We start from the raw sequence: 18,496 nt of genomic DNA on the forward strand, positions 1-18,496 counted from the left end.
AGAGCAGTTAAGCCCTACAGTGCTGATGGTACTGGGTTAACCCCCGGGAGAGTAAGTCGGCGCCACATTCACTAAATATAGAAGGTTAGTTAACACAAGATGTTAGCTAACCTTTTTTTGTATATCAAGAATTTTTTCAACGTTTCAGATTTAATTAGTGAGAAGAAACCACTTGAACTGTTTGCCTCAAGTAAAAAATAATAATAGTGTACCAAAACTGTAAACATATGTTCACAACCGAACATTATATATTAGTGTACTAATCATCTAATACACTTTAGTTGATTGATAAACAGTGTGTTGTGATTTTTTGGCATACGATTGGAATACACTATGGCATATTACTAGTGTTCAAATTAATTATACTTACTTACATTATTTATTATGAAAACTTTATTTATCTCTCTTTTTATCTCAGTATTTGCAATGAACGTTTTTGCTGAAATTCCTGAAGAATCAAAAAATTCTGAATCGGCGAAATTAGTTAAAATGGTAAAAGAAGCAGACGTTAATGATTGGGAAACCTATACTAAAGCTGCTTTGTATTCAATCAACTGGAATGCAGATTTAGAATTAGCAAAAGAATGGATTGATCATGCAATAGCATTAGATAAAAACCATAAGACATTAGAGGTATTAGGAGACTATTACTTAAGAATAGGTGAACATAGTCAAGCACTAAATCTTTATATGAAAGCCTTAGAAATTAATGTCACAGAGATCGATAAAATAGCAAAAGATAGACTTCAAAGAAAAATTAAAGTTTACGCTAAAATATTAAAATAGACTTCACAGTAGTTAGTTAGATATATTGGCCCTTTAATGCGAAATAAGTAGCATTAAAGGGCTTTCTTTTATTTCAATTTTCGTAATAAATTTCGGCAACCTACCTCAATATATCTATGACTTAGTGCGGATAGTAAAACAGTGATACTAAGAAAGGTAATGATATAAAGAAGGTACAAATTTGAAGGTAGTCGATCCCATCCATAGTTTTGTTTCCAGCTTGGAAATTGAAACCAGAAAAAGAAAAAAACTAATCCATGCATCAAGTAAATAGAATAAGAAATATCTCCAAGGTATTTGATATAGCGTTTTTCTAAAATTGATTTGATACTAGAATTATTATAAGCTACGGCTAATAAAAATAAGGAGAACAATGGAATAAAAACTAGATCATGTATTTTGTAATGGAAGCCAATACTGATAAAGACAAATAGTAGAATACAAGTAATATCTTTCTGTAGAATATTATTATTCCAATTCATTTGAAATAAGAGGTATAGGTTAATTCCAATGAAAAACTGAAAAATACAGCGTATAAAACCATAATCCCAAGTGATATCCAAATTGTGATTAGGGTGAAAATTGACCAATAACGATATACAACCAAACAACACGAATAGCTTAATGTAAATCAAGTACCGTTTCGAATGACCAATTATAGGAAGTACAAGGATCGCAAAACAATAAGTCCACCATTCCGCACCAATAGACCATGATGGCATATTCCAAGATAAGAAATGATAAAAATTCATTGCATTAGTCATAAAAAACTGACTGAATAAAGCTGTGTTTGAGAAGTAAAGGTGCCAACTATCATCTTGTAATTGTGGATAGGTTTTTCCAATAATAGGAACTGTAATAATCAACAAAATTAGTGTAAAAAAATGTAGAGGGTAAAGACGAGTAAACCTACTCCATAGAAATGACTTAATATTTTGTATACTGTAGCCATTTTCTTTGAAAAGTTGACCATAGACATGGTAAATGATAAAACCACTCAATAGAAAGAAGAAATCGACCCATAAATAGCCTTTAGAAAATATTCCTGTAGCTGCTCTTGGTAAGATACCTCCAAGGTCTCTGTAATAAGTACTAACGTCTATGTGGAATAATACAACCCATAGTGCAGCAATTCCTCGAAGTGGAGTAAGAGAACTTAAGTAGCTGACTTTTAGTGGATCAGTATTTTTCGAATTTGTTGCGTTAGTATTGATAGTTAATCCTGTTTTCATTTTCATTTGTTTAAGTATTTGATATATTTGGCTAAGTAAACTTAAATAAGGCTGATGTATTCTTTAATCTATATTCAAATAAATAATTAAATTTTTATTATAAATCATTCCATCAGCCCACAGTAAACTATAATTAAAATGAACAGTAAACTATTTTTAGCTTGTATGGCCACAAGTGCCATGTCCTTCTACGCTCATGCCCAATCTTCCCAAAAAGTAGAAATCTATGATCAAGATTTCCAGTATGTAAGTGGAGAGTACTCTACTAAAGTAGAAAACCCGTCACTATCTTCGATTGTAAGTATGGTGAAACTAGATGATGGCAGTGTTCTAATGTCGTCAAAGAAAGACAACAAGTCTTTTATTTTAAAGGATGGAAAGATCAAACCAGTTACATCTTTTGATGCAGAAAGTGCAGTATTGGAAGCATTGAAGTTTTCTGCCGTTGCTGATGGTTCTGATTTTGTTTTCCAAAACTTAACTACGGGAGCCTTTGATGGTAAAGGCGATTTTTACGCTATCTATGTCAGAAGCAAAGAGTTCAACACAATTGGTAAAAAGGATGAACTTCATAAGTTCAATAAGACAACCAAAAAGCTTGAGCCTATTGACAAGCCATCTGACTACAAAAACTTCCATCCTCACAAAATGGTTGGTGTGGAGAATGGGTTCGTTTGTATTCTTATTAAGCCAATTGAACGTGATGGTTCAACTAAATATGAATATCGTTTTTCTCATTATGATGGAACCCAATTCGATGTCTTAGAATTACCTGATAGTAAAACGGTATCAGATGTATTTAAAGGAAAAGATGGTAGAGTTTGGGTAACAGGCAAGAATAAGGTATATACTTATGCTGATGGCCAGTTGAAGGAAGAGTTTTCAGTGGGTAACGAGAAGACTAGAATTGCTGAATTTTCTATAAATTCTAAAGGGATTGCACTGATTGATTTTACTTCTGGATCAGTAGGAGCATATAATACAAATACGAATAAACTAGAAAAGGTATTTCCTAAGAATGAGTCAGCCATTGTAGGGGATGAATCAGCATCTCGATCAATACAAGAAATTGAGGTTGATGATAAGGATCGTTTTGTGATCAGTGCATCAAAATATAAAATGGATTTTGAGTTTGATTTATTGAAATATCAGTTCGAAAGTAATGGTTCTTTAGTGATTCTTGAGTATCCTAATTTAAAAGAAATTGGAGGAGGAGTTACGTTGATGAACTCAATGACTCAAGATAATGATGATTACAAAAGCTATGTAGGAAAGTCATCTTTAGTAGACCAAGCAGGTAACCTTTCATTATTATCTTTAGATGGAAAAACGATTAATAAAATCTCTAAAGATGGTCAAGTAGCTTCATATAGTATCGAAGAGATTGGAAAAGAACTTGGTTTCAGTTATCCGGATTATATGATTTATCCAAATAGCTGGACAATTGATGAAGTATCTGGAAATATATACATTTCAACACCAACCCGTAAGCAAACATTTGTTCTAAAAGCGGATGGTTCAAAAGAAAAATTAGCGTTCTCATTAGATAAGAAGTTAGGAGGAAAAACCATCAAAAGAGTGACCTTTGATTCCCAAAATCAGGCGTATTGGTTGGCTACGAATAAAGGCTTTGCGTTTAGCCCAATTAACGGGGAACCGAAATATTATACTAAGAAGCAAACAGGTATTGGTACTGGATATGGTCTTTTTGAATTTAGAGCTGATACTCAGGGTAAACTTTGGGTAAGTCATTCAAAAGGTGTTGCTGTTTTTGATAAAGATGGTCAGGTATCTAATCTTGAAAATGAAAATTCAGCAAACTACATTTCTCATTTTTCTATTAAAGACAATACAGGACGAAGTGTAGCTGTAGGATCAAAAGGTACGTTTGCAATTAGTGGTGAAACAGCAACTAAAGAAATAGATTTTGAAAGTTTAAAAGCGGAGCTAACGAAAAAGTATGGAGAGGAGAATAATTCTGTATTTATGAAGGCAGCTATTTTCGATCAAAAAAATCAACTTTGGGTGATCACTGATAAGAATAAAGTAGCGTATTTTACAGGTAGTGATTGGAATATTATTGATATGAAACAATATTATTGTGCACCAGAAGTTTTCACTCTTTTCAATGACAAAAAAGGAAGAGTGAATGTAGTAGCGGGTGAGCCATTAAAGCCTGTAGTTGCAACACCGACAGATCAAGCGGCGGCAGCGGCAGCTGAGGCTAAGAAAACGCCAAAAGACTATTTATTAGAGGAAATTGATCACACTTATTATTTCCCAGAACAAGTAGTTGTTTTTGATGTGAATCAAGCGAACTAAGATCAACTGTCTTACACTTTGTAAGTTAAGTTGTGAATAAAATGATGAAGACTACCTCATGCACTTGGGGTAGTCTTTTTTGTTCGGTGTTAATCAAAAATGCTTACAATAGGGGTTTAAACTTTTGCAATTCAAACTAACTATTTCTTTATAATTCTGATTGAAGAATTTAAAATTACAATCAGATTACATATTTCTAAACCTGTATTTTGACGGTACACTATGAACTACTCCCGTATGTAGACATGCACTTCATCTATACAACTTTTTTTGTAGTAGTGATTTACTGTTGATGATCTAATCAAATCATTTTTTAAGTGTAGATGGATGTGACCAAGAAAAATACAGATCAATATGAAAAAGATAGTATTAGTATTGACCTTGATGTTTTTATCTTTATTGTCATTTGCACAAGATCAAGGGCAGTGGGGAGCATTGTACTTCAAGGCTAGAATGAGTGACCGTTTTAGTTATTATGCGGAACACCATATCAGATTTAATAATACAGAGTTATATAAATCTTACAATAGAATGGGACTTCAGTATGCGGTAGCTAAGAATTTCAGCATTGTTGTTGGACCTGCCGTAATTGCTAAGTTTAATACTGAAAAAGAAACGGCCATTGAATATAGGATATGGCACCAGTATTTGTATACCCATAAAATAGGAAGAATTGAAATGCACCATCAAGTGCGTTTAGAACATGTTTGGTTTGAAGGTGCTACATGGAATAGGTACAGATATAAACCTTATGCATATATCCCGCTCAATACAAGAGAAATGGAGGTAGGTACTGTTTATTTTGTGCCGAGTATAGAGTAGTTGTTCTTGTATGATCAGCATGCTTCAGCTTTAGAAGACCTGAGGATATATAATGCTTTGGGATATGTGTTATCTAAAAAAGCTGCGATTACGGTAGGGCATATGTGGACATGGGATCAGGAAGACTACAGTAATGTATTTAGGTATAGTTTGTACTTAACATTATAGATAAACAGGCCAGTTATTTTCAATTGAAAGTGATTGGCCTTTTTCTTTTTTATTACAGTAAATAACATTTTTCTATAAATGAAACACTGTATTCAGATTATGGAACTAATTGTACATTATTATTACTTAAACACTGTTAACTAAGGTTTAAGCCCTCATTTTTTTTGTAATTTGGACCTACTAAATGTGATCAAACAAAATATATTTAAATGAAACGAATTATTATCCTTTTGTCTTTACTCACCTATTGTCAATTAGCATGGTCTCAAGGTTTTTTAAGAACTGAAAGAACGAATATTATCAATGATGAAGGAAATGTATTATTGAGAAGTATCGGTACCGGAAATTGGATGATTCAAGAAGGGTATATGATGCAGTCTACAGGAGCGAATATCAATACCCATACTCAATTTCGAGAAAAACTTGAAGAGCAAATCGGTAAGAGAAAAACGGCGAAGTTTTATGATGCTTGGTTGGAAAACCATTTTACAAAAGCGGACCTAGACTCCATGAAAGCTTGGGGTTTCAATAGTGTAAGAGTTGCCCTACATTATAAATGGTTTACTTTACCTATTGAAGAAGAGAAGGAGGTAAAAGGGACACTGACCAATACTTGGTTGGATAAGGGCTTTGCAATGACTGACCAATTATTGGAGTGGTGTGAAGCCAATGAAATGTATCTAATTTTAGATATGCATGGAGCTCCTGGTGGACAAGGAAAAGATGCTAATATCTCTGATTATGATACAGATAAACCTTCATTATGGGAAAGCAAAGAAAATCAAGATAAACTCACTGCTTTATGGATAAAACTTGCAGACAGATACAAGGATAATATCTGGATTGGAGGTTATGATTTAATCAATGAACCCAATTGGGGTTTTAATGGTAGTGGTTCAGCTAATGGATGTGGCTGTTCTGAAAATGATCAAATATGGGATCTACATGAGCGTTTAATTCAGGCGATTAGAACTGTAGATCAAAATCATATTGTATATGTTTCAGGTAACTGTTGGGGTAATACTTATGCAGGTTTTGAGAACCATTCTTTGAAAGATGTAGATGATAATATGGTGATTACTTTCCATAAGTATTGGAATTACAATAGTGATGTATCAGTTCAAGGGTGGTTAGAGATGAGAGAAAAATTTCAGTTACCTCTTTGGATGAGTGAAGCGGGTGAAAACTCTAATACATGGTTTTCAGATTGTATTGCTCTATTTGAATTTAATAATATTGGTTGGTCTTGGTGGCCAGTGAAGAAAAGCAGAGTAAACAATATTTTGAAAGTTGATACCCCTCAATCCTATAAAGACCTTTTAGCAGCTTGGGAAAAAGGGGAGGACTTATCTAAAAAAGAGACATACAATGCCGTAATGGAGTATATGGAGAGTCATAAGAATGAAAACTGTATAGTAGCACCAGATGTTATTTATGCAATGATGGGACAGTCTACAACTAACTTAACATCACCTTATACCTCCCATAAAATCAATACACCAATTTTGTTTGCTGATTATGATATGGGGAGAAATCGATATGCCTATTTTGATCATGTTTCAGCAGACTACCATGTAGATACTCACAAGGAACGAGCAGTTTGGAACAGCGGATACTCTTACAGAAATGACGGTGTAGACATTGGAATAGAGAATGATGCCACTTATGTTGGTTGGACAGAAGATGGAGAGTGGTTAAAATATACGATTCAAATAGCATCTTCAGGGGTTTATTCGATAGAGGTTAATTATTCAGCAGAAGAACATGATGGAGCTTTAGAGTTGACTAAAAACCATATAGTATTAGGTGAGGCGATCTTACCTAAGAATGGAAAACCATTTGATTGGAGAACAGTTGAAATGAAGAATATCAGTCTCTCAGAAGGAAACAATGAACTCGTATTTAAAATCAAAAAAGGGGGAATTCACCTGAAAGATTTTGTGATTAAAAAAGCCAAAGAATTATAATCAACCTACCGTTTCATAATAAAGCTCCTATTGTACTAAACCAGTATAATAGGAGCTTTTTTAGTCTTATTTTGAATGTTTATACACTTGATTTTCTTAACTTCTAAGAAGGATTATCGTTATGCAAAAATACATCCCATAAAATGTGACTTTAACTAGCTTAGTTGACACATTAATTGTGATACACTTCAATAACCTTTAGACATATAAAGAATGAAAACATACGATGTAATAATTATTGGTGGAGGCCAAGCGGGAATATCAGTAGCTTATTTTTTAAGAAGATATAAACTTGATTACTTAATTCTCGATAGCCAGGAAACTCCAGGAGGTAGATGGAACCAAGTATGGGATTCTCTGCATTTATTTTCTCCAAGAGAATATTCATCATTATCGGGGTGGCAATTTCCTAAAAATAAAGAAGTGTACGCTCCTAAAGATGAGGTGATTGATTATTACACAAAGTATGAATCTCGTTATGAATTAAATGTTGAAAGGCCTGTTGAGGTTGACAAAGTAAAGTTTGAAGATGGTATATATAAGATATCTTCAAATAAAGGTGATTTTATGGCAAAGGCTGTTGTGGTGGCTACAGGTGCTAACAATATACCAGAGATACCTAATATTAAAAATAAGGACCAATATAAAGGCATTCAAATGCACTCTTTAGACTATAGAACCCCAAATGATTTTGTAGGAAAGAAAACATTAATTCTCGGTGGAGGTAACTCGGGTGCACAGATTTTAGCAGAGGTATCTGAACATACGGAAACAGTTTGGGCAACATTACAAGAGCCTCAATTCTTACCAGATGATCAAGATGGGAGGTATTTATTTACTCGTTCTAATGAAGCTTATCTAAACGGTAAAACGGATGTTAGTTTAAAGGATGATTTAGGTAAGATTGTAATGGTAGCCCCTGTAAAGGAAGCAAGGGAACGAGATGTATTACACGCAAGAAAATCTGATTTCGAATTTACTGAGGATGGTGTGATCTGGGGAAATGGTGAAGAAGAAAAATTTGATGCTGTTATTTATTCCACTGGATTTAAACCTGACCTAAGCTTATTATCTTCATTAGATGTCATTGAGGATAATAAAATAGCTACAAATGAGACAGAATCAATAAAACAAAAAGGTTTATACTTAGTCGGTTTAGGAAACTGGACTGGTTATGCATCGGCTACAATTTATGGTGTGGGGAAAACAGCTAGAGATACAGCTCAGAAAATAGCGAATTATTTAGATAAATGATAAAAAAATATATAGCATAAAAAACGCCCATGAATAAAACATGGGCGTTTATCATATACACTAAATTCTATTAATGCATCACAACTTCTTTAGAAGCCCCTTTAGGGTAGCGTATTTCCTCTACCATATCTGTGACTTCTTCAGGTGGTGTTGCTGTAAACTGAGCAACAATGACTGAAACAATCACATTGATGATCATTGCAATTGTACCAAAACCTTCGGGTGAAATACCGAACCACCAATCTTCAGGAGTTGTGTCTCCAAATGTATTGAATTTAAAACGTAGAATATAGAAGATCATACTTCCTAGACCGGCTATCATTCCACTGATTGCACCTTCCTTGTTCATCCTTTTGTAGAAAATTCCAAGGATAATAGCAGGGAAAAATGATGCAGCCGCTAGTCCAAATGCCAATGCAACAACTGCCGCGACAAAACCAGGAGGGTTAATACCAAAGTACCCCGCAACAACCACTGCACATGCCGCCGCCGCTCTTGCAGCGATCAGTTCTCCTTTTTCGGATATATTTGGCATCAGTTGTTTCTTTAGTAAATCATGTGATACAGATGCTGAAATGACTAATAATAAACCTGCAGCGGTAGATAATGCTGCAGCTAATGCTCCTGCAGCGACTAAAGCAATGACCCAGTTGGGAAGGTTGGCAATTTCTGGATTGGCCAATACAATTATATCTCGATCTATTTGTAATTCATTTTTAGCCACATCACTTACATACTGAATTTTACCATCGTTATTTTTGTCATTGAAAGCAATTAATCCGGTGGTTTCCCATTTGTTAAACCATTCGGGCATAGCATCATACCTCCTTTCGCTTACTGTTTCGATTAAATTTACTCTTGCAAAAGCAGAGATTGCTGGAGCAGTTGTGTATAAAATAGCAATAAACGCTAAAGCATAACCAGCTGAAGACCGAGCATCTTTTACTTTTGGAACGGTAAAAAAGCGAACAATTACATGGGGAAGACCTGCAGTTCCTAACATCAAAGCAGCAGTAATACAGAAGACATCAATCATAGACTTTTGACCTTCGGTATAGGTACTAAAACCTAAATCAACAGAAAGCTGATCGAGTTTGTCTAATAGGTAAGTATCAGAGTTGGCTAGGGTATCCCCAAAACCTAATTGAGGAATAGGATTTCCTGTTAGTTGAATTGAGATAAAAATTGCAGGTACCATAAAGGCAAAAATCAGAATACAGTACTGTGCTACTTGTGTATAAGTGATCCCTTTCATACCACCTAAAACAGCATAGATAAAGACTAGTGCCATTCCAATTATAACACCTGTATTAATGTCTACTTCTAAAAAGCGGGAAAATACTACCCCCACACCTCTCATTTGACCTGCAACATATGTGAAGGAAACGATTAAGGCAGCAAATATGGCGACTGTTCTTGCTGTTTGGGAATAGTATCGATCACCAATAAAATCAGGAACGGTAAACTTCCCGAACTTCCTTAAGTAAGGAGCCAATAGTAGAGCAAGAAGAACATATCCTCCTGTCCATCCCATTAGATAAACCCCACCATCATACCCCATAAACGAGATAAGGCCAGCCATGGAGATAAATGATGCAGCAGACATCCAATCTGCAGCAGTAGCCATACCATTAGCGAACGGAGATACTCCGCCACCAGCTACATAAAATTCTTTAGTAGATCCGGCTCTAGACCAGATAGCAATGCCGATATATATTAAGAAGGTAATACCTACAATGAGGTAAGTCCAAGTTTGAACATTCATGAGAGAGAATTTAGTTAAGTTTTAAGTGTTTTAGTTGTCGTCTTCTACATCATATTTTTTGTCTAGCTTATTCATTAAAAAGATGTAAGCTATAATGAGAATGGTGAAAATGTAAATAGCTCCTTGTTGAGCAAACCAGAAACCGAGTTTAAATCCGCCGATTCGGATTTCATTCAATGTGTCTCGAAATAGTATTCCTGCTCCGAATGAACAGAGAAACCATATACTCAACAAAGCACCGAGGTATTTTAAGTTAGTTTTCCAGTACTTTTTACGAGCAATGTTAGTCTCTTTGTTTTCACTTGTTGGAATCATTTCTTCTTTTAGTTCATTCATAAAAAATAGTCTAATTTGTAATAATTCATCATAGAAAATTACATAAACTATAGAATACTTTCAAAGAAAATGGAAGATTACTTAAATAGATGGAGTGTTCTTGTATTTATTTGATACACATAATTATATAAAAAAATAAATGCCACCAATGGTTGACATTAGCGGCATTTAATTGCTATTACTTAGCTACATTCTTGACTCTATTACTATCGTCGTATTTTGTGAGTGTTAGCCTTACGATACTATCTTTTGTTGCTTTTAAATCATGTGGAACATGGCCATCTAAAGTAAGTAAATCTCCTTCGGCTAGATGAAGAATTTCATTATTTACTCCAAAGTCGATATTACCTTTTACCATTTCGATAACGATAGGAGTAGGTGCTTTATGTTCTTTCATCACCGATCCTTCTTTCATGGCTATTCTAATCTCTTTTGTAAATTCTGTTTCGAAAAGTACAGAGATCATAGGTTTGACATCACTGTATTGTAGGTCTTGATAAATGTTAGATTTTTTCATTTTCGTTCTCTTTGTTTTTACAAAGTTAAGACCACATATAGCAATATTTCTTGATATAAATCAGGTTTAGAGCTGAGTTTTTATCAAAGCTTTGCCACCTATTTCTTAACAATATCTTTAGACACTGAAATAGCATTTGAAATACATTTAGCTGCCTGTTTTCCAGCAATTACGGTCCCTTCCATATATCCTACATTGAGACCAAAATTAATCCAATCACCAGAGAAATAAAGGTTATCATAACCAGTTTCATCTGCTTTTAAACGGTATTTATTACTTCCTGGCCTTGCAATTACATAATGCATTGAAGGGTCTATATTTGTAAGGAAAAACTGATTGTTGAATTTTTCCTCCAAGGTTTCTTCTTCTTGTGAGTCACAAAGTAGAGCATAATCAAATTGATTGTCTTTGACTGCATTTGGCCATATCCAACCCATGTTTTTATTCATGTACTCCTTTGCAACCTTTTTTAATAATGTGATCTGATCAGCAGGGTAGGACGTTTTACTTTTATCAAAATCAGTCAGATGGTTCGGCCAAGTACCACACCAATAGCTAATTTGCTTCGCCTCGTTTCCTTTTTGCCATTTTTCATAAGGAGAAACGAAGGTCATTGTTGTCCATGAATACAAAGGATCATCATAGATGACAGTATTAGCATAAGACTTTTCTTTCATGCCCCATTCACCTAGATCCATACCCAATTCCTGATCGTCTTTTTTCAGCCAGAATTGAACATTTGCAGTAGCAGATGCTTCCACATTTTCTACCATATTTTTCCACTCTTGCTTACTTTCTACTATATCTTTACATATATATTTCAGTGGCTTAATGGAAGTGGCCAACACAGCGATGTCAAAATCAACACCTTTAGAAAGTTGTAAGGAATCTACATTTTTCCATTCAGACCAATGCGATTCAAGGTTTACTTTTCCTTCTTCAATTTGCTTCGCTTGTATTGGATTAATTTGGTTTAAATCGGGAGTAGTTCTCCATTGAAAAACTCCTTTTTGTTTGACAATAGGGTTATATTCTTTAATATTTTCTTGAAGATCAACTTGTCTATCTAGCTTGATCGATTCAATTTCTTTTCCATCAGAATAATTCACTTGATTCAATTGATGGAAGAATTTAAACTTGATTCCTTTATGTCTAAGTGCAACAAACAAAGGTGCAATAAACGACCCGCCTGTTCCACCGACTAAGTTCCATACAAAGCTGCCTTTATAGCTAGGGATCATAAGCATCATATTGATAGCAATATCTGCTGCCACTTTACCCTTTTCACCATTTAACATGTTAGAGAATGTTCCTTTATAGAGAAACCTCACAATGGATGAATTGATAATCTGATCGTCAGCTCCGTGCTTGCTTAACCATTCAGAAAAGTCGTAATGGTTAATATTACTCCAATTGAATTCTGTCTCCTCATATACATCAGAGAAAACGCCTTTTAGGGAAACTAATACTAAAATTAATAACTCTCGAATTCGTCTTAAAGCATTACTTTTATCTAGAGCATTAGCTATGACATTACTTTTTAATAGCTTAATGACTCTTTCGGAAGAGGCTATGATCCTTTTTACAGATTTATTATCTGGGTTAGATGTGATATCATTCGATAAACTTTCGAAGATCGATATGATACGTTTCATCCACCAAGCATCACTTTTAGAGATATGCTGCTTAAAGAAAAGTCTATTCAGCATTCGATTTTTGAACGCGACTTTTCCGGCTTTGTTTTTCTGATACGGAGACCCCAAAAGTGTTTCTAAACCTAATGCAATAAACTCTTGAATAGAAACCGAAATATCTTTATCTTCGATGGACCCAGGCTCTAAGTTATTTTCTGGTAAGACAAATGGCCAATCTAACCATTTATCGTCTTTACTAGGCTCAACCAAAGAGGTAACGGGATTGGCTTTAAAGGCATCTTTCCAACTTTTAAATGCTCCATCCTCATTTATTTTATTTTCTTCGATATAAGAATACACTTCCTTAACCAAACGGAAAGCATTATGGTACCAACCTTGGAACATATGGATTCCAATTTCTTCAATTCTGCCCTGTTCATTGATACCAGTAGAGGCTTTACCACCACATCTCCATCCTTGTTGGTAAATCGTTATATCGTATTTTTTTTCCCAATCTTTCTGATTAGTTAATTCCCATGCGGTAGTTAATCCGGCGATTCCACCTCCGAATATTGCAATTTTTTTCATTTGCTAAATTAAGTTTGTAATGCTAAAGTTTAGTTTTGATTGATGTAAAGGGTAAGCAGTAGGGTAGAGTTGTTTTACTTTTGTAAGTTTATCTACCACAGAGAACTTAGGATCAGCAATAAATCTACCAATAAATCCTAGGTATTTGCATTTTCCTTCTACGACCTTCTCCATATATAAAACCCTATTAATTACCTCTTGTATAAATACTTGTTCATGATAAGGTTCTTTGTCTATTAATGATGAATAGGTATCACATGCGAACAAAATCGTTGAATTATGTGCTCGATACCATGTGATTGCACTGGGTGCATTAAAATAGTCTATCCATTTTTGTACTGGAATTAAATTTGAAGTATCCGTTTGTCCATTTTCATAATAATATGAAGCCAAAGTAGAGAGATAGATGTACTTTAAATTGGTGTTGTACCACCAATGATTATTATACTTTTTGTCTAGTACTCCTCTTTTAATTTCCCACTCTAAAAAGTCGATTTCAGATTTACCAAAACCGTAATTTGACTTCTTAGAAAAACCATATTTAATATAAAAGTCTTTTCTAGCTTTTAATCGTCGTTCAGGATGGTCTTTAATAGTGTCAATAAGTCGTGATACTTTAAATTCAATAGTAGCATAGTTTGCGTCAAAAAAATTACTTGTCATTGTTAAGAAAGCTTGAGAACAGATTAGATAATTAGTATAATATTACTAATATTTTTCGTAAAAAGCGTTTCGCTAATATTAATTCTTACAATTTGATCGTCTGAGTTTACAAATTTGATGATTTAAAGAGTAATTAAGAACTCAAAGTATAGGTTGTTATTTATTATTTATATTACAAATTAAAAAACAAAAAGCAGCAAAAGTAAACTTGCTGCTTTCGAAGTACAAAGTAGAGGTAAGTGAGTTTAATTTTTTACAATTTTCTTTGAAATAATACCACTTTCCGTTTCAATATTTATGATATAAACACCCACTTTAAGTGTAGATATATCTATCTCTTTTTGCTTTGTGGTCAATACAACCTGTCCTGATAGGGAAACAATATCACTTTTAATATTTCCTTCTATACCTCTTAGATGTATAATACTATCACTTGGAATAGGGCATATATTCAATTGATCGATCTTTTGTTCTAATCCTAAAGGTTGATCATTTTCATTACCCATATTGAATGTAGATCGTTGAACGGGTACTGATAATTCATAAGTTTTAAGAATCATAGTTGAGATATGTCCACCGTCATCATCAAAAGATACAGTGATTGTGTTATTTTCAGATAGATGGTCATATTCTACTGGAACTTCTATAACACCAAAGAAACGGTCACGATTTTCTTGATGATTACCTTTCCAATTGTTGGGTACCTGAATTTGTTTGCCATTTACCTTTACTTTTGGAGTAAGCGATTTCCCTAGATCTCTACCTAAACCAATTCTTAATATTGCCTCTCCATTTTTATCAATGTGTACCTTATTGATTTGAAAAGAGACTTCTTTATTTGCAGTGATCGGCTGTAAATAAGTATCAGCATAGAATAATTGCTCCTTCTTCATCTCGTCGATAGTAACATCATCGGTAAATGTGTATTCTAAGATCATCGTACCTTCAGAACCAATGGTTACTTCTGATACATGTTCTGTGTAGTAAGTAGTATCTAATTGTGTGATAAGGTTGTTTTCATAAGCATGTTTTACCATTAAGTCGCTTATTGGGTATGCTGTAATATTACTGATATTGAGCTGAATATCTTTCACTTCTTGGTCTAAGTTACTTAGTATCAAGTATAACTTATTTCCATCTATATAGGCATCAGAAAGTAGATCGAAGTCAGTAGGTTTTGTGTCTATTCTTGTCCCCTTAACATTCGCCCATAATTCAAAAAACTTCAATAGATCAGTATAAACATAACCAGAATGAGGATCTTCTCCTTCAACTTCTCCAATCTCTCTCATAAGGCGAGGTCCGTAGGTATTGTATTCATCTTCAGCTTTATTGTGTGCCCATGAAGCTTTGGTTAAAACAAATGGAATTGCATTGATGATTTGGTCCTGACGTTCCATTAGTTGAATCATCATAGAAGAGAAAGAACGGACATTGTACCAATCTCTCTCTGCATAATAAGGTCCATCACAACTTGGGCAAAACCATCCGTATTCAGAAATAGACCAAGGTTTTACCTCACCTAATTGGAGCATACTATAATGATTGATCATATCCATGATGGCCTCGATATTGCTTCCTTTTCGTTGCTTTTCTAGCATGTCAGACTGGTCTCCAACAAAATCATATAAGTGAAAAGAGAAAAAATCCATTTCTTCACCAGCAACATCAATAAATAGTTTCCAGTTTTTCTCCCAATGCCCAAAATCATGGTCTTCATAGGCGGGATGGGCTGCAGTATAACCACCAACTAAAACATCAGGATGGTCTTTTTTGATTCTTTTGGCTACTACATTATGCATTTTTGCAATATCTTCATGGGAAGTATTGTATTGATAGGCTTTTACAAAGGGCTCATTTAAGACCTCTACCAGTCTTGGTTTTTGTTTACCAGTAGTGCCCCCTTCTCCAAAATAGTGCGTGAGGTAATTACTAAAAAATTCAGCAACAGCATCATTCCCATCATAAGCCCATGGCGATGCATCACTACAGCAAGAACTAGGGCTGGTAAGTTGACCATTGGGATACATTGGCCACATTTGCCCTCCCTCCATCATGTAAATTTCTCTATTTTCTAATGCATGTGCACTGGTTTTAGAGGCATAATTACTTTTTGCTTGTTGTCCTTTCTCTTGCATATGAGAAATATCCGGCCAACCCGGTTTGTTTGGATCTTCTCTCACCTGATTAAATTCCCAAACGATAGACCCATTGTTTCTACCGAGGTATATATCATAATCATTTAAAAAGGAGTCACGTTGTTCATCACTATCCCATTCATTTCCAACAATATTTTCATGGAATACCATAAATTTGGATCTGTCAAACTCTGCACTGTTGCCAACAACATGTTTCATATTGAGGTTAACATCAAGTGTATCTTGCCCAAATAATGTAATACAAGATAGAGCTAGAATAATAGTGGTTATAGGCTTGTAGTTCATTATCAAATAAGTTTTTATTGATTAATTCATTTCATACTATCAAGCCAAATTTACAATTGACTCTATCCAAGCTTTAAGATAAATTGTTGAAATATAGGGGGTAAAGTCAATGTTCAGTTAATAATGAGTGGAAAAATTTTGTGATGTAGAGGTGGTTAATTTCGATTCAATATTGACAATGATAAAGGGTTAATTTTTACTGACCACCCAATCATCAGTCTCCTTAAGTAACTTTACAGCGACCTTATAGTGAGCATTTTTATCTATTGCAGTAAGTTTTAAAGATGCTTGTGATGTTTCACCAATCAGTTGACCATTCTTATACCATCTGTATTTTACTCCATTTTTATTGGTCGATAGTTTTTTCTTTTTAATGATCATCTTTGGTGATTCCTCTTTTAGGACGCTTCCAATCTTTTGAGCAATAATTAACGCCCCTTCTTTATCGGGGTGTACGCCATCAGGAAATAACTTTTGTTTATTCTGAGTTGCTTCATGAATATCAATCAGGTTGATCCCCATTTCTTCTGAGACCTCTTTTATTATTGGAATAATTCCTTTTTCAATATTTGTGTTACTTACATCAAAATTATGATTGTAGGCAAAAGCAGGAGTGGCTAAATAGATTGTAGGCGAAGTTGATAGTGTATCAAATGAGTTATAAAACTCAATGAGGTCTCGTTTCAAGTGCTCTTTTCTTTTATCCCAAATAAAAGGTTTAGAGTCATTAGTTCCCAACATTATTACTACAACATTTGGGAGAAAAGGTTTATGGGAATAGTTGAATTCTGAGGTTTTCCAATAAGAATCATTGATGTCTTTTGACATCGTTTTTCCTGGATTACCAAAGTTGTAGGTTATATATTCCTCTCCTAAAATCTTTTGCAATTGAGCAGGATAGCAAATTTTTGCTCTTTCACTTCCCAAACCATGACCGTATGTAATACTATTGCCTACACAAGCTACTTTTATCTTATCTTCTGGAAAATCGCCATTACAAAGACCAAATGGTACAATTGGTAAAACTTTATCTTGATCTACAGTTACAGACCTGAAGCCACCGTTAGCACAAGGACCAAAAGCAAACTCCCCGCCTTCCCATATTGGACCGTTGAAGAATTTATATTCATAAGTTTGTCCTTCGTCTAAGTCTAATGTTATTTCATAAATATTGTTAGTGGTCTTCGATAAAGGGTTTTGATCAAATTTCCACCAGTTGATTTCCCCTGAAATATAGATACCTTTTGGGTGCACCTCAATTCCTTCTAGATCGACCCTAAAAGTAATATTTGTGGCATTGGAACAAATTGAGACCAGAAGTAGGGATAAAAAAATTACGCTTTTCAAGAGGATTGTATTTATATAGGTTTTCTATTCAACCCAAAAGTAAAACGTTAATGTTGTATACACAATGATGTTTAACAATGTTATATCCTAATCGAAAAGCAATTTTTGAAATATAAAAAAGACTTTATCGCTAAAATAAAGTCTTTCTGAATGTGTTAACTATTACATTGGTCTAATAAGTCACAGGCGATTACTTCACCTAGAGGACTTAGTTTAATATAAATTTCTTGATGATCATTTATAGAGTTTTCTACAATACCCTTACGTTCTAATTCTTGGGTAATGTTCAATAAATCATGTGATGTTGCAGACAAACCAAATGATTTGGTCATTTCTTGTAATGATACATCTTTCATAATCATAGTTCCTTGAATGATCTTATTGGTTAGGTTGTTGTCGTTCATAATAATTCATTTAGTTTTTTATTATTGATTATATCTAACGACGGTTCCTACTTACCTTTCAACTATGAATTGCTTTTTTATTGACGAAAAGTGATTGTTATTCTATTAATCTTTAGTTGTTACAAGTAGTTACAGAATAATTTCTTCATGATTTGGGGAGAAAAATATTGTTTTTCTAAATAGACTACTGAACAATACTCTTTTGCGTATATCAAGTAAAAATCTATGTAAAAAGACTGTTTTTTGC

15 protein-coding genes are annotated in these 18,496 nt (G+C 34.1%); 6 read left to right on the forward strand and 9 right to left on the reverse strand.

Going from position 1 to position 18,496, the window contains the following annotated elements; translation table 11 throughout:
* The first annotated feature begins 384 nt into the window (after window positions 1-384).
* Complete coding sequence (locus HGP29_RS23935) at window positions 385-786, forward strand: tetratricopeptide repeat protein (protein ID WP_168884989.1); 402 nt, start codon at window positions 385-387, stop codon at window positions 784-786.
* Between the two features lie 68 nt (window positions 787-854).
* Here HGP29_RS23935 and HGP29_RS23940 read toward each other — a convergent pair whose 3' ends face one another.
* Window positions 855-2,018 (reverse strand): acyltransferase family protein, encoded by a 1,164-nt coding sequence (locus HGP29_RS23940; protein WP_168884990.1) that lies wholly within the window; start codon window positions 2,016-2,018, stop codon window positions 855-857.
* 138 nt (window positions 2,019-2,156) lie between these two features.
* On the opposite strand from HGP29_RS23940, the gene HGP29_RS23945 reads away from it, so the two are divergent.
* The 5 genes from HGP29_RS23945 to HGP29_RS23965 all read left to right on the forward strand — a co-directional run bounded on the left by HGP29_RS23945 (window position 2,157) and on the right by HGP29_RS23965 (window position 8,551).
* Window positions 2,157-4,340, forward strand: coding sequence for a ligand-binding sensor domain-containing protein (locus HGP29_RS23945; protein ID WP_168884991.1), 2,184 nt, complete (start codon window positions 2,157-2,159; stop codon window positions 4,338-4,340).
* Window positions 4,341-4,694: 354 nt separating this feature from the next.
* A complete protein-coding gene (locus HGP29_RS23950) occupies window positions 4,695-5,162 on the forward strand; it encodes a DUF2490 domain-containing protein (protein ID WP_168884992.1) in 468 nt (155 codons plus the stop codon).
* 6 nt (window positions 5,163-5,168) lie between these two features.
* A complete protein-coding gene (locus HGP29_RS23955) occupies window positions 5,169-5,330 on the forward strand; it encodes a hypothetical protein (protein ID WP_168884993.1) in 162 nt (53 codons plus the stop codon).
* A gap of 209 nt (window positions 5,331-5,539) precedes the next feature.
* On the forward strand, window positions 5,540-7,297 hold the full coding sequence (locus HGP29_RS23960) for a cellulase family glycosylhydrolase (protein WP_168884994.1): 1,758 nt from the start codon (window positions 5,540-5,542) through the stop codon (window positions 7,295-7,297).
* A gap of 213 nt (window positions 7,298-7,510) precedes the next feature.
* Window positions 7,511-8,551, forward strand: coding sequence for an ArsO family NAD(P)H-dependent flavin-containing monooxygenase (locus HGP29_RS23965; protein ID WP_168884995.1), 1,041 nt, complete (start codon window positions 7,511-7,513; stop codon window positions 8,549-8,551).
* Between the two features lie 70 nt (window positions 8,552-8,621).
* Here HGP29_RS23965 and HGP29_RS23970 read toward each other — a convergent pair whose 3' ends face one another.
* From HGP29_RS23970 to HGP29_RS24005, 8 genes are all read right to left on the reverse strand, one after another.
* Window positions 8,622-10,316 (reverse strand): sodium:solute symporter family protein, encoded by a 1,695-nt coding sequence (locus HGP29_RS23970; RefSeq protein WP_168884996.1) that lies wholly within the window; start codon window positions 10,314-10,316, stop codon window positions 8,622-8,624.
* Window positions 10,317-10,346: 30 nt separating this feature from the next.
* Window positions 10,347-10,631, reverse strand: a complete 285-nt coding sequence (locus HGP29_RS23975) for a DUF4212 domain-containing protein (RefSeq protein WP_211093399.1) — start codon at window positions 10,629-10,631, stop codon at window positions 10,347-10,349.
* 199 nt (window positions 10,632-10,830) lie between these two features.
* Entirely contained in the window at window positions 10,831-11,169 is a 339-nt protein-coding gene (locus HGP29_RS23980; RefSeq protein WP_168884998.1) for a cupin domain-containing protein, read from the reverse strand.
* Between the two features lie 98 nt (window positions 11,170-11,267).
* Complete coding sequence (locus HGP29_RS23985; RefSeq protein WP_168884999.1) at window positions 11,268-13,391, reverse strand: NAD(P)-binding protein; 2,124 nt, start codon at window positions 13,389-13,391, stop codon at window positions 11,268-11,270.
* A 3-nt stretch (window positions 13,392-13,394) separates the two neighbouring features.
* On the reverse strand, window positions 13,395-14,054 hold the full coding sequence (locus HGP29_RS23990) for a hypothetical protein (RefSeq protein WP_168885000.1): 660 nt from the start codon (window positions 14,052-14,054) through the stop codon (window positions 13,395-13,397).
* A gap of 245 nt (window positions 14,055-14,299) precedes the next feature.
* Complete coding sequence (locus HGP29_RS23995; protein ID WP_168885001.1) at window positions 14,300-16,498, reverse strand: T9SS type A sorting domain-containing protein; 2,199 nt, start codon at window positions 16,496-16,498, stop codon at window positions 14,300-14,302.
* A gap of 189 nt (window positions 16,499-16,687) precedes the next feature.
* Complete coding sequence (locus HGP29_RS24000) at window positions 16,688-17,845, reverse strand: GDSL-type esterase/lipase family protein (RefSeq protein WP_168885002.1); 1,158 nt, start codon at window positions 17,843-17,845, stop codon at window positions 16,688-16,690.
* A 155-nt stretch (window positions 17,846-18,000) separates the two neighbouring features.
* A complete protein-coding gene (locus tag HGP29_RS24005) occupies window positions 18,001-18,249 on the reverse strand; it encodes a hypothetical protein (RefSeq protein ID WP_168885003.1) in 249 nt (82 codons plus the stop codon).
* Between the last annotated feature and the right edge of the window lie 247 nt (window positions 18,250-18,496).

It is taken from the genome of Flammeovirga agarivorans, from assembly GCF_012641475.1.
Lineage (GTDB): Bacteria > Bacteroidota > Bacteroidia > Cytophagales > Flammeovirgaceae > Flammeovirga > Flammeovirga agarivorans.